The organism is Chryseobacterium sp. CCNWLW53 (assembly GCF_037083525.1).
Lineage (GTDB): Bacteria > Bacteroidota > Bacteroidia > Flavobacteriales > Weeksellaceae > Chryseobacterium > Chryseobacterium lathyri.
In genome coordinates this window covers 475,823-489,740 of record NZ_JBAOJR010000003.1, presented here as the reverse complement: position 1 = coordinate 489,740, position 13,918 = coordinate 475,823, and the positions used below count along the sequence as shown (strand labels likewise).

General features: G+C 33.9%; 14 protein-coding genes and 2 pseudogenes. All 16 read right to left on the bottom strand.

Annotated features, from left to right (window positions below; translation table 11 throughout):
• Positions 1-40: 40 nt before the first annotated feature.
• Positions 41-583: a hypothetical protein gene (locus tag V6R96_RS11225; RefSeq protein WP_111956314.1), complete on the bottom strand. Its 543-nt coding sequence runs from the start codon at positions 581-583 to the stop codon at positions 41-43.
• Positions 584-603: 20 nt separating this feature from the next.
• Positions 604-1,104: a phosphate ABC transporter permease gene (locus tag V6R96_RS11220; protein ID WP_336378911.1), complete on the bottom strand. Its 501-nt coding sequence runs from the start codon at positions 1,102-1,104 to the stop codon at positions 604-606.
• A gap of 32 nt (positions 1,105-1,136) precedes the next feature.
• A complete protein-coding gene (locus V6R96_RS11215; protein WP_336378912.1) occupies positions 1,137-2,120 on the bottom strand; it encodes an acyl transferase in 984 nt (327 codons plus the stop codon).
• 178 nt (positions 2,121-2,298) lie between these two features.
• On the bottom strand, positions 2,299-3,090 hold the full coding sequence (locus V6R96_RS11210) for a UDP-2,3-diacylglucosamine diphosphatase (protein WP_336378913.1): 792 nt from the start codon (positions 3,088-3,090) through the stop codon (positions 2,299-2,301).
• Positions 3,091-3,119: 29 nt separating this feature from the next.
• Complete coding sequence (locus V6R96_RS11205) at positions 3,120-3,566, bottom strand: 6-carboxytetrahydropterin synthase (protein WP_111956308.1); 447 nt, start codon at positions 3,564-3,566, stop codon at positions 3,120-3,122.
• Positions 3,567-3,793: 227 nt separating this feature from the next.
• Positions 3,794-4,177, bottom strand: a complete 384-nt coding sequence (locus tag V6R96_RS11200) for a hypothetical protein (RefSeq protein ID WP_336378914.1) — start codon at positions 4,175-4,177, stop codon at positions 3,794-3,796.
• Positions 4,178-4,494: 317 nt separating this feature from the next.
• The gene (locus tag V6R96_RS11195; RefSeq protein ID WP_336378915.1) at positions 4,495-4,965 is read right to left on the bottom strand and encodes a CPCC family cysteine-rich protein; all 471 of its coding nucleotides are present in this window, start codon (positions 4,963-4,965) and stop codon (positions 4,495-4,497) included.
• A 268-nt stretch (positions 4,966-5,233) separates the two neighbouring features.
• Entirely contained in the window at positions 5,234-5,755 is a 522-nt protein-coding gene (locus tag V6R96_RS11190) for a hypothetical protein (protein WP_336378916.1), read from the bottom strand.
• A 172-nt stretch (positions 5,756-5,927) separates the two neighbouring features.
• Entirely contained in the window at positions 5,928-6,353 is a 426-nt protein-coding gene (locus V6R96_RS11185) for a hypothetical protein (protein ID WP_336378917.1), read from the bottom strand.
• Entirely contained in the window at positions 6,346-6,576 is a 231-nt protein-coding gene (locus tag V6R96_RS11180; protein ID WP_336378918.1) for a hypothetical protein, read from the bottom strand. Before V6R96_RS11180 ends, V6R96_RS11185 begins: the two co-directional genes overlap by 8 nt.
• A 72-nt stretch (positions 6,577-6,648) precedes the next feature.
• Positions 6,649-6,936: a hypothetical protein gene (locus tag V6R96_RS11175; RefSeq protein WP_307264685.1), complete on the bottom strand. Its 288-nt coding sequence runs from the start codon at positions 6,934-6,936 to the stop codon at positions 6,649-6,651.
• Between the two features lie 10 nt (positions 6,937-6,946).
• Positions 6,947-8,062 (bottom strand): annotated as a pseudogene (locus V6R96_RS11170) (RHS repeat-associated core domain-containing protein); the annotation flags it as partial.
• Positions 8,063-8,247: 185 nt separating this feature from the next.
• Positions 8,248-8,715, bottom strand: a complete 468-nt coding sequence (locus tag V6R96_RS11165) for a hypothetical protein (RefSeq protein ID WP_336378919.1) — start codon at positions 8,713-8,715, stop codon at positions 8,248-8,250.
• 789 nt (positions 8,716-9,504) lie between these two features.
• Positions 9,505-9,804: pseudogene (locus tag V6R96_RS20780) on the bottom strand (RHS repeat-associated core domain-containing protein); the annotation flags it as partial.
• Between the two features lie 147 nt (positions 9,805-9,951).
• Positions 9,952-10,320 carry a hypothetical protein gene (locus V6R96_RS11155; RefSeq protein ID WP_336378920.1) on the bottom strand — a complete coding sequence of 123 codons (369 nt, stop codon included), beginning with the start codon at positions 10,318-10,320 and terminating at the stop codon, positions 9,952-9,954.
• A gap of 5 nt (positions 10,321-10,325) precedes the next feature.
• A complete protein-coding gene (locus V6R96_RS11150) occupies positions 10,326-13,916 on the bottom strand; it encodes a DUF6443 domain-containing protein (RefSeq protein ID WP_336378921.1) in 3,591 nt (1,196 codons plus the stop codon).
• Between the last annotated feature and the right edge of the window lie 2 nt (positions 13,917-13,918).

Genomic DNA, 13,918 nt, shown 5'->3' with positions numbered 1-13,918 from the left:
TTTATATTCAACTCCTGTAAAAATGCAGGAGTTTTTATATTTATTTTTTCCTGATGTCAAAAGGATTTCTGAAAATAAGCTCTTCCTGTCTGCCCTTGATTTCCATTTTACGCTGCAGTAAATTCAGGGCCATTTTCCGGATAAAAAGATCTTTGTCAGTCAGTTTCCAATAAGGATCTTCATGGACTCTTTTAGGTTTGCGTATGAGGTAGAATTCCGTTTCCCAGGTATCTGCATTGTGATAAAATTCAATAATCCCGCAGTGCTCCGGAATTAAATTATGCTCTATCATTCCCATGGGAAGCAGAAAGCTGAAGGCATTGCAGATATAGTCGCCACATGAGATTTTATCATGTTTCAGGAATTTTTCGCCGGTATCTTTATTGAGGTATGATTTTTTGAAATCGTTTTTAAAATCACTTTTTGAAAGCTTAATTTCAATTTCATGGCTAAACCCTTCAGAATCTATGAACAGCATATCCGCTTCCCAGTCGGCCTGGAAATAATTCGTCAGCACAATTTCTTTTTCGAAATCGCAATGGGAATGGATATATGCGTGAACAAGCTCTTCTATTTTCAGCATTTACAATTAAAGTTTTTTGATTAAGTTTTACTTTTTTCAAGCTCTACTATCCCATAGTGCAGCCATATTCCAAAGACACCTGTTTTGGTAAAGTACTTTTCATCCTTTCCAAATGTAACGGAAGTACCGGGCCGTGTCTGACAAATAAAAAAATGTCCACCATCTATGCAGTTCATTTTCCCGGATTTGTGCAGATCTGTCCAGCCGAATTCTTTATAGGCATCCCGGTCATTTTTCGCATCAAACAGGAATCGCTTAACCGTAATCTCATCTTTGCCTCCATCTCTTTTTGAGGTCATAAACCATCGAACTAAGTCGGATTTTTCTTTAGCAGGGATTTCATTCGGATCAGCATCTTTAATTCTCGCAATCACTAAAGTATCCGTAACTCTGGAAACTCCATTATTGATTTCATTTACCAGGTAAGTTCCGGACCAGATATCCTTTTCGGACTTTTTTTGTGCTGACAAAAGGCCGGATAAACTTATGAGCAGTAAAAAGAAGCTTTTCTTCCAGTCCATAGTAAGAAGTCTTTATTTTTTTATTTTTGAGATCAAGAGACCAATAAGCTGCATCCACGGATATCGGAGTGATCTATTCTTCCGAGCACCTGGAATTTATCTTCCGGAAGGGTTTTCCCCAAGTCCTGCGTTGCTATAAAACAGCATGAGTGGATATTGGCAAGATCTATAATGTTTATGGCTCCAGTTCTTCCCTCTTTTTCGTAAGAAAAGGGGTCTTCTGCATTCCGGACCAATATTTTCATCCAATTAGGACATTTATATTCATTGTTTCCAAGAGAATAGGCTTGCGAAAGCAGTTCCGTCATTGAATATTCTGAGTAAATCTTTTCTGTTTTAAAACCATTCTGCAGAGTTCTCAACAGCTCATCTTTGGTCATTTCTTCTTTTCTTCCCTTCATACCTCCGGTTTCAATAATTGTCAGGTTTTGGGATCCGGAAACTGAAAGATCCTGAGATTCAACAGAATCCAGGAAGTCCAGCAAGGCGAAAGATACTCCGAAAAGAATGACCTTTTTATCTTTCAAAGTGTTTAAAAGCTGAAACAATTCGGAATGGTTGTAAAGAAAATATCCGTTTTCGGGTTTTGCGGATTTTTTCATGAGATAATCCACCATATAGATCAAAGAGGAGTTCTGCTTTTCCAGATAGCTTGGAAGCAGGCCCAGAAAAATAAAATCTTCCGGTTTTCCTATAAACTGTTCAAAGCTTTTATAGATGCTTTCTTCATAAACCGCCGGTTCTGCAATAAAATGTTTTGAAAGATTCATCTGTGTAGTTCCTGAACTCTGAAAAAAAAGGTCAGCCGATGTGTTTTTGTCTAAAATCTGATGGTTTTTAAACATTTCTATCGGCAGGAAAGGAATTTTTTCCAGACTGTGAACCTCATCCGGATTTATTTTCAGAAAATCCACGAACTTTCTATATATCTCAACATTTTCATACTGATAACGAAAAGCTGTCAATGATGCATCCAGGAAATTCTGTTCTGTCTGTATGCTGAATATATTTTCCAATTTATGAAGACTATTTTAAGCTTATTACCAGCTCATAATGAGACAATTACGTAAAAAGCATGTTTTTTAATATTTTTTTAACCGGATATTTACACTTTGGTAAACTTCTTGCAATTATAAACTCGGAATATGGATTAAAAACAAGAATGGACCTTGGTTCATTCGGAGATTACCTCTCTCAGGGGTAATTTTTTTTTGTTCCGTCCGCAAAAGTCTTGAGTTCAAATTCTTTCTCAAAGACTCCGTAGGTAAAGTAGGAAATCCAATCACCCAGATTAATATATTTTGCTTTGGGCTCAAGATCCAGCACCATCGGAAGGTGACGATGACCATAAATAAAATAGTCAATTTCCTGAGTCTTCAGCTTCTCTTTTGAATAGATGACGAGAAACTCTTTATCTTCTCCTAAAAACGCTTTATCCTCTTCTCCGGAGATCATTTTATTTTTCTGGGAAAGATACAGTGCCACTTTCATGGCAATATCGGGATGAAGCCATTTGAAAAACCACTGCGCCACAGGATTTGTGAACAGCTTTTTCATTCTTTTATACCCTTTATCACCAGGTCCGAGACCGTCTCCATGAGCCAGCAGAAACTGTTTTCCACCCATTTCAAAATACTGCTTTTTGTAAAAAACAGTGCATCCTATTTCTTCTTCAAGATAGTCTTTCATCCACAGATCGTGGTTTCCTACAAAGAAATAGATATGAATTCCCCGGTCTTTCAGTTCGGCAATTTTTCCGAGAACACGTACATATCCCTTAGGAATAACATGTTTCCACTCGTGCCAGAAATCAAAAAGATCACCCATTAGAAACAAAACCTGGGCATCTTCTTTAATTTCATCCATCCAGCGGATAAATTTCTCTTCACGCACTTTGCTTTCCTTCGGTGTAGGAGCACCAAAATGCTGATCTGAAGCGAAATATACTTTTTTTCCAGGTTCTAAATTAATAATCGTTTTTAACACCAGTCTGAATTTTTATTGGTCAATACTGTTTACTTATTGTCTTCTGCAAACCATTCTCCATAGGAGTTTTCTGTTTCGTGAAGTTTAAGATAGGCCAGAGAAACCTCAGCCGGAAGCCTAGATTTTATTTTGGCAGCAATGGCATACAGCATATTCTCACAGGTAGGCTGAAAGCTGCAGTAGATCACCTTGTGACCTTTATTTTCAAGATCTTCGCCCAGTTCTTTATGGGGAGACAATGCGTTAACAAGAACTGCATGATCCCAAAGATCCACAATCTCAGATTTTACGATACTTTTAATATCTCCAAAATCCACCACCATCCCGTTTTTGGGATTTTCCAAATCATTAACCGGTCTTCCTTTTACCGTTACAAAGAGCTTATAGGAATGTCCATGCATATTTTTACATTTCCCATCATAGTTATACAGCACATGGGCTGTCTCGAATGTGAAAATTTTTGTAATACGTATCATAGTGCAAAGATATGACAAAACATAATGATAAGTTGCGTGCGGGGAAAACAGAATTTAATGGAAAATGTAAATTAATGCAGTTACTATCTTTGTATGGAATGAATAATTTTTTTTATCATTTCAAAAATTTCTTTTAGTCACTAAATAAGTAAGAGCAGGATAACCTGCGCCTACTGTTTAAACTTTTATGTTTTATCTTGTTTGATTCAATAAGCAAATAGTATTTCTTAATGTATTTTTTTTAATATAAATAAATTAATGAATATTAGACACCATGAAAAAATAATTGCTAAAATAATTATTAAGCCATTGACTGTTTTTTCTTTCTTTTTTTCATTAACCCATTTATTTCTTAATTCTAAATATTTATTCTTATATTTTCTTTTGTTGTAAATTAGAATTCCAATCATTATAAATAGAAAAACAATCCATCCATATTTAAGTTTCTCATTTTGAAAAAAAAGCTCTTTTATAAATAATAAAACATTAATTATAATCCACGTCTGAACTGCTGATACGCTTATCAATGCAGTCGTAGCATCTGCTCCATCTCTTTTGTAATAGAATTTTGCAACCCTATAATAATGGTAATCAAAAAAATCTTTAATCATAAATTAATTTATTAAAATGGCTAAAAATATTATAATCTGTTCCTAGCCTACTATTATCTATACCTGAAGCAATCATGTCTGTAATAGTAGTTCCAGTAATTGCTCCAACAGTCAAATCTATAATACCATATACTATTCCTATGGCAAGAACTTCTGCGCTGTCTTAGCAAAATCTATTTTAAATTAAAATTAGGGCATTGAAATCAATACCTAACTGTTTATAAACCTCTCAAATTAGAGAATATAAGAAGGATAAACTTTTCCTCCTAAAAAAGATAGCAACTTCAGTCATTTATTATTTTACCATTCATTAATTATCATAAAAAATCATTCTTATAATATTTCAATCTACCTTCACTATCTACGAATTTTAAAAACTTTTCTAAAATAGTTCCTTTTGTTTTAAAATTATCTTTTGCTTCTTTTAATGTCATATGATTTACATGACTATACTTAGATTCATCCTTGCCTCCATCATCTTCCCAAAAGCATACTCTACAAATTTGATAATTTCCTTTTTCAAGAATTGTTTTGTAATTACAACAAGGGCATGTAAATAATTCTTTTGGAGTACCATTAACATTAATTGATAATTGATACAATTTTTTGATTTTTTCCTCTATATATGATAATTTTATTCCAATATATCTATCTTTTATATATTCAAATAATTCTTCTTTATCAAACCCTTCCTCATCAGTCATTTTTTCACGTTCTTCAATTGTCATCTTTGAATAGTCATCTAATGATAATATATTTATAGCTGAATTTAAATCTAATTCTATCATAATTTATTTTATTAAAGTTGTTGCGGCATAATTGATAAGCTGGATTTCCTGATAAGTCATTATATATTCATACTTTATCCGAATGCATAATAATTGTTCTCTTCAAAAACTTCTGCGTTGCCACTTAAGTATTTAAAGTGACTTATTTTAATTAAAAATTAGGGCATTGAAATCAATACCCTAATTATTTATAAAATCCTCTCAAATTAGAGGATATAAAAAGTATAAAATTTCATCCTATAATAAGGAAGTAACTCCAACGCTGAATTTATCTTTGCTTAAATACAAATGCATCATCATTGTCTCTTAGTTTATTTACATACCAAGCTTCAAAATTATTTAATTTTAATAGATCGACCTTTTCTAGAATATCAAGATTTTTTGATTCATTTTGTATAAAAATGAATATTTTTCCATGTGTTTTAGCAATATTTATTAGCTCTTTAAGGATTAAATTTATACTTTCAAAATCTATTCCCATTGTACCAACTATAAAAATATCATAGCTTTCAATCTCATTTATAATTACATAAACTAACCGGTTAAATACATCAATAATTTCTTTAGGCTTTATAAATTCTAAATTGTATTTTTTAATTAATTTCTCATAGTTCTCAATAGATAAATCCTTATTATCTATATATTCTGAGATTTTAATAGAATTATGAAAAGGTAAATTAATATAAAAGATTTTTTTTGAAGGATCTAACTTGTTATTTTGTGATAAGCAATTATTAAACATTACATATACACTTCCACTCTCTAAATCGATATTTTTATTAAAAATCATTATTTATTTATACATTATTTTATTTTACGGGTAGTTTATAGTATATTTCCAATTATTTATAAATATAATGTTTTCTAAAAAAATGACAAAAAAACCACTGCAAACGCAGTGGTTTTTGTTGTTTTATTAAGATATAAGTCAAAAACAATTATGCTAGTTGAGGATATTATATTTAAACATCAAAGTATTGGTCAATAAATTTAGCTTCTTCAGTATTATCTAGATTACATTCAACAATAATTATATTTTTATTACTTAAACCATCTAGATTTTCAAAAATTTTCTCCAAATTACTAATTAAAAAATCGAATGATACCATATGGAATCCTATATTGCTAATAATAATATTATCTTTTTCTCCATCCATTAGTAGCTTAAGTAAAATTATGTTTAATTTACCCAAATTATCATCTACTCTAATCTCAATACCAGTTAATTGATTGAATAATTTCATTAATTTATCTCTCTCATCTTTCTTAATCTTCTCGTAAAAATAAGATATTTTTAAAGCAGATCTATGAGCAAAATTTACAAAAACATATTCGTTTTTTTCTAAAGTTTTTAGCTCGTTTGAGCTTATTATAGATATTCTATTCATATTTTGTTGGTTTTACAGGGAATTTATAAACTTTCCCATATGTAACTGGATTTGCATTGTCAAATTTAGCATTATCCATAAGCATATCCATATATTGAGAACTTCCGCTTTCTATTCTATACTTGATAGCTGCATTCATTCTATGATTTCCATCTGTTAAAATATATTTTCCTTCATGTATATATCCTGCTCCACCAGTTGATTTGTATGTTCCATTTGACATTTAATCAAAATACTTAGAAATAACTTTTGGATTAACTCCTTTTTGAGTATTTAGTCACTATTTTATTGTTCATTATCCTATAATTTCCTGTACATAATCATCTGATTTATAAAAATCACTAAGTTTTTGTCCACAAAAAGGACAATAATTCATAACAAACATTTTCGCCTCGATTTCATTTATACTTTTATTGTAACCAGAGGTAGAAATAAATCCTTTCTCATTTGCATTAGGATTTAGCAAAAGCATATTTTCTCTAAATTTTCCAATATATTTAACAATCCTAAAATTAGGCCCCATTGTATTTTCACCTGAATTGTAAAATCTAAAATTTTCACAACAAAATTTTTTATTATCCATTTATTTATATTTATTTATGTGGTATTCCTAATTTATTTATTGCGTTAACAATATCTTTTCCAATAAATTCATATTCAGTAGAAATTACAGAAGATCCATTATGAATTCCTGTTTTTACATTTAACATCCCTGAATGTCTTAATTGATAAATTCCTGATTGACTAATTTCATATCTCATCAACTGTCCTCCATTTTTTATATAACTTGAAGCAACATTAGCATCATCCGCTAAAAACAATAATGAGCTTCCGCTTTCAGAGCCTGTTGTACCTCTATACAATGTAATAAGGGGGTCAAATTCACTGGTTGAAGAAAGTATTTTAGATATGCTATTACTTGTTTCTTCCACCGTGGCTATTGCATTTGTTACTTTTGTAATTCTCCCATATCCCCCAAACATATTATATCCTCCGCCACCAAAATCCTGCATTATTTCTATATGAGAGCTATTCATCAATCTAAAAGACCTATCTAAGCTAGATTCTCCTTCATTATAAAAAGGATTATCACGGTTAGCTCTGTATTCTTCCATTGGATTATAATTAGCACCTGTTATTAATCCAAATAATCTAACTCCGTCGGCATCATAATCAGCAATCCTTTCAGCAGGGCCAACCTCTAATCGGCCTGAGCTTTTTTTACCTCCTCCAAATAGACTTTTGAAGAAATTTTTAACAGATTGCCAAGTACCTGGTTTAGGATTATTATCGGGCTCTCCTCCCATAGCCCCTGATCCATCTCCTCCACCTCCGGTAAAGCCTTGAGAAAGGAAAGAAGATCCTCCAAATCCACCATAGCTTAGTGCCGGTCCTTCAAACCATGCAGTACCATTAATAGTAGTTAGTGGGTCAAATTCCCAGCGCATTACTCCATCTGCATTATAAATCATTGGCTTTCTTCCATCAGGATCTGTAAAACTTACGGGATTATTAAATGCATAGTTGTATGGAGAATGTCTCCTCATCTGCTCAGCTAACGGATCTATTACACCCCATCTGCCAATGTCAGACATGTACATTCTGGCTCCGTAATCACTCCAGCCGGTTTCTTTCTGCAGCTCTTTGCCATTGTACTTATAACTGTAATAGTTTCCAAAATTAGGAGAAGAACCTCCAATATGGTTTAGACCAAACGGATAAAAATTATCGGTATCCGTAACCTCTAGAACGCCTGCGCCGTTTTTTGAAAAACTTACCCTTGTATTTACTAGGTGGTCTTAATACTGGTAATACAATAGTTCTTGTTTAAAATTAAACCACTGTATTACAGTGGTTAATTTTAATTTATTTAGAATCTCGTAAACATGTGAGTCTACTTTTCATTTTCCAAAACAGAATTAGAATTTGGAACTTTTAAGCCTTTATCTAAAAATATTTCTTTAACAATTTCTTTTGCGTAACGATTATTTTTTTCATAAGACTTTAATAAATAATATTCAGCTAGATTCTTATTACTTATCTTTTTGTCATCATTAACATTTGTCAAAATTATATATGTATCAAAGTACGCTTGATTCCAATCATATGTATGAGCCATAGTAATAGAATAGTATAGAAATTCTTTTTCGTAATGATTAACTGAGAAATACCTGTATGCTTTTTTATAAGCCAATGTATCTCCTCTCTTTATTGCACTGTCAGCATTTTTGTATATTGAATCATTAAAAGGAACTACTGTGTCCAAAGTTTCTGTTTTTTTCAAATAATTATCATTTTTATTATTGCATGAGAAGAATAACAAAAATGATAAAAATAGATTTATCTTATTTATTTTTTTCATAATTTATTTTATATAATTTTTATATAGGTCCTTATAAATAATATTTCCATTTTTATAAATTATAACCCATCCTTTAGAATCTGGAGTACTACGTTCTTGATTAACACGACTCATACCTGGAAGTCCTTCGTGATAATCGACATATCCATCAAAACTAATTACTGTGAGATTTGGGTGTCGTGTAGAAATTTTCCTACCAATTGAAGCTCCCATGTCATTTTCTCTTGCAGATTCACAAGAATACAGGAAAAGCATAGCATTCTTAATTTTATCAACATCTTTCCATCTCTTGTTTTTTTCTATCATTGCTTTGTCAAAAGATTCTGCTCCAAAAATCATTATATCATCATTCCAAATCATTCTTTTATTTCCATGTCCGTATACTCTGAAAATTCCATCTCCTTTAGTATTCTTAAATCTTTCATATTGCTCTTTAAACCTATTATGAAAAGCTGCTTCATCACTCTTACCAAAAAAATTCACAGGTTCCTCGTCATTATCAATATCGTACAAGGTAAAATCAAACGGATTAAAATTGTATTGCGGATTTAAATAACTTTGCAATACATCATAAGCTTCCTGACCATAGTAAGTGTTCCCTCCTGGTATAGTGGAAAAATCATCAGATCCATCTCCCCCGCCTCCGGTAAAGCCTTGAGAAAGGAAAGAAGATCCTCCAAATCCACCATACCTTAGTACCGGTCCTTCAAACCATGCAGTACCATTAATAGTGGTTAGTGGGTCAAATTCCCAGCGCATCACTCCATCTGCATTATAAATCATTGGCTTTCTGCCATCAGGATCTGTAAAACTTACAGGATTATTAAATGCATAGTTGTATGGAGAATGTCTCCTCATCTGCTCAGCTAATGGATCTATTACTCCCCATCTGCCAATGTCAGACATGTACATTCTGGCTCCGTAATCACTCCAGCCGGTTTCTTTCTGCAGCTCTTTGCCATTATATTGGTAATTGTAAGAAGGGTTTCCCGCTAAAGCATTATATCCTTCGTGCTTTAAGCCAAATGCGTAATAGTTGTTTTCTTCAAGAACTTCTGCGCTGCCACCTGAGTTTTTAAAATAACTTAATTAATTTAAATTAGAGCACTGAAATCAATGCCCTAATTATTTATAAAATCCTCTCAAATTAGAGAGTATAAGAAGTATAAACTTTTTGTTCTAAATAAGATAGTGGCCCCAAATTAATTCAAACACTAACTTTGGAACATGACCGGTTTAATAATTTTTTCGTGGAACAACCATTGCCATAAGAATTATAGTTAATACAAACAGTATGAATAATACTATATATCCTTTATAACTTTCTTTAAATCCATAATCTAGAAATCTTTCATTTTTTATAAAGAAATAGTACACCAAAGTCATTACAATTGGAATCATTAAGAAAAAAATATACTTATGGTGTATATGTAAATAGTTACCTAAACAAACATTATCAATACTTGAAGTATTTAAATTAATAAAAATAGAAATAACTACAACCAACCAAAATTTCTCTGTTCCTCTATCTTTATATTTAAATTTATCCATTCTTTTATACAAACAATCCAAATGAAAAATTAAATAATCTATAAATTTAATCATGTATATTATTTTTTTTGAGGACCTAATCCCATATCATTAAAAATACTTCTACCAGTTACAGCTTGATAACCACCTGTAACTATTCCATATGCTAAGCCAGCTCCAATTGTCCAAGGTGTAGGAATTAGCCCTACTCCAGTCATCATATGATTCATTATTCTTTCAGTTTCCCCTATCTGACCATCTGCATATTGAAGTTCTGTAGCAACAACCGAAACAGCAGCCAAACCATATCCTCCATATCTGGCTACTTTACTTAAAGTTGCAGCCGTAGCTGGCTTTAATTTAATGCCTGCCATAGTCGTTATTCTATAAGGTTTAGCTGCGTCATCCAAAACCGTATAATTAACAGAATAATCAGGCCTTAGGGCTTTGCTTAAGGAATATGCTCCAAAGCGGGCTACAGACTCACTTGCAATTAAATGCCCGGCACTAAAATACCGATTATTTGCAACATCTGTAAGACTATTTTGAAGTCCATTAGCTAGATTTATCATATGTGCTATCATTTCCTGAGACGTGACTGCATCTCCCGCAGCTCCTCCCGTCCACCAGCTCATATAGCCATTATGAGTTTTTAATGAAAAGTCCCCTCCATTTTGAAGCGAAGCCATAAGGTCTTTATAAGCTTGTGTTTGGACGAACAGTCCCCCACTACCGGGAATTCCTCCCATATCTCCGGACCCATCTCCTCCGCCTCCGGTAAAGCCTTGAGAAAGGAAAGAAGATCCTCCAAATCCACCATAGCTTAGTGCCGGGCCTTCAAACCATGCAGTACCATTAATAGTAGTTAGTGGGTCAAATTCCCAGCGCATTACTCCATCTGCATTATAAATCATTGGCTTTCTGCCATCAGGATCTGTAAAACTTACAGGATTATTAAATGCATAGTTGTATGGAGAATGTCTCCTCATCTGCTCAGCTAATGGATCTATTACTCCCCATCTTCCAATATCAGACATGTACATTCTGGCTCCGTAATCTCCCCAGCCTGTTTCTTTCTGCAGCTCTTTGCCATTGTACTGGTATTGATAAGCTACATTTCCTGATAAGGCATTATAACCTTCGTGTTTTAATCCAAAAGCATAATAGTTGTTTTCTTCAAGAACTTCTGCGCTGCCAGATAAGTTTTTGGAGTAGCTTAAACGCACATTACCCAAATGGTCTGTATAATGGTAAATATACTTATTATTTTCAAAATTGTAATAGCCTTCGGTGGTAGGTACAAATTTTAAGATAAGATTTGTCCCTCCCTTTTTGCCTGCAGGTGTTTCGTACTGAAAACCATCTACATATTCTGTAATTTTGGTTAATAGCGTGGTGGTAGTACCTAAAGGATCAACAATAGGAGGAGTATAGTTATAAATTTTCTTAAGTTTAGTTCCATCTGCACGATAGGTATAAGATGTATTTTCATTAATCATTCCCGTTCGTGTTGATAATCCCTTATCAAACTTAATATAATCAGGAAGATTCAAAAAATTATAATCAATCTGTAAGACACCTTTATCTTTATGATCCTTCATATTCCCGTTATCATCATAGGAAATGATAGTCCCGGATGTATCTGGATAGCCACTGTAGTTTCCTGAAGCATCAGTAATGGTATTGAGCTTATTCCCTGTATAATTATAGGTAAGATCATCAATAAGCTGCGCTGTTCCTGAGCTGCTTTTTCCATTTCTCTGCAGGGAGGTGATATTTCCGTTCAGATCATAGGCTAAGGTTTCATCAAAGAATCCATTCTGCGGAACAGAAGCCGCCGGTTCAGAATAAATTCCTTTTTTAAGCCTGTTCAACGCATCATACTGGTAATTGTATTGTCTTAAAACCTGGTCCGAAGCCGTTTTCCATATTACTTCCGTGATATTTCCATTATATTTTCCCGGGGCTATCCCTGAAGACTGGGGATTATGATATTTTAATTCATAACCAAAAAGCTTAGTTCCCAAAACAGCCGGATCATTGATCTTTGTAAGAGCTCCAAGGGCATTGTACGTGTAATCTATATTCTGCAAACCACCCCCTACTTTTTTATTGGAAAGCTGAGAGAGCTCGTTATAGGTATTTTCTGCCAGTACTTCCTGTGGCTGACTGTCAACCTGATGATAGTGTTTTTTTAATCTGCCCTGGCTGTCATACTCAAAGCTTTGAGAGATGACTCTTTCGGTGTCTGTACTGAGTCTTTTATGGTAAACCTTCGTCTGTTTTGCCAACCCGGTAAAATCAAATTCAGATTCTGTTTTGGTATACCCTCCCAAATGATTGATCGTATATGTTCCTACAAGTCTTCCTTTGGTGTCATACCAGTTATAGTTTTTGGTCCAGTTATCATCTTCGATATTTTTAACCAGGCTCATTACGGGAACCCCTTTGGTATTCATATCTGCCGTCATATTATCTGTCAGAACCTGGCTTCCAAATATAGTTGCAGGTATTTGCGGATTGAAGCTGTATGCAGGATAGGTATCATAATAGTTAATGCTTAAAATCTGTGCCAGGCTTGCAGGAAGCGCCCTGTTTGTATAGTAAACAGGCATTCCACTTACCGTAAAAGAGCCAACACTTCGTATTTCGTTTGTATAAACAGCAGCTGTAACGTTTGCCTGCAGGGTCTGTCTTGTAGCGGTATTATTAGTAATACCTGTTAAAACTATTCTCCCAAATTGGTCATACTTGGTAAGCAGCCATTTTCCGGCAAGCTTCATATTAGCATCCTGACTCATCACCAAACGGTCAGCTTTGTCGTACACCATATATTCCCAACCTTTTCCGGGAAGTTTTTTCTCAACCATTCGGTTCAGGCCGTCATACCGGTACTGGTAGCACAATGTTTCTAAAACTGTAGGAGTGACCGATCCATTAGCCGCCAATGGAGGCAGCACATATACGAGATGCCCATATTCATTATACACATAGTAGGTATCTGTAACCTCTGTAGTTTCTACTCCTTTTTTTACCAGAATGACCTGGCCCTGCTTATTTTTAAATTCAACAGAAATATTTCCGTCCGCATCCGTTACCGTGCTTTTCATGAAGGTATTGGCCGGATAATATCCCGAAAGAGAAAGCACAGATTCTGTTCTCCCTTCTACCCAGGTAGTGGAAACGGTATATTTTTTTACCTCATTACTGATGTTGGTATTATTCCCCACGGTAACGGGATGGGTCTGCCATGCCTCTCCCGGTGAAATCTGGCTCTGCACGCGGCTTAACGGTGATTTTTCCAGCACCGTATGTGAGAACGGGCGGTTATCCCCATATACCGTTATAGCATTGCTCTTCACCGATGTACTGTCCTGCACGGCACCATCCGTACTGGTCATAGGAACAGGAAACCAGCTGTCAACTGATTTTCCATAGCTGTCGTAAGGAACGTGCTGTACCATATCTTTCCCGGTAGGGGAAGATTTTATATTGATCGACTGGTAAGGTCTGCCGAAGCTGTCAAAATACTGTACACTTTCGGAAGCTTTGGTACAGTCATCATTGAGGCAGCTTTTGCTGTATATATAATTTTCTGTGTTTGTAAGGCTGTTCTGCGCTGAAAGAACTGTTACAAACAGCACGCTGAATATGCTTAAAATTCTTTTCATCT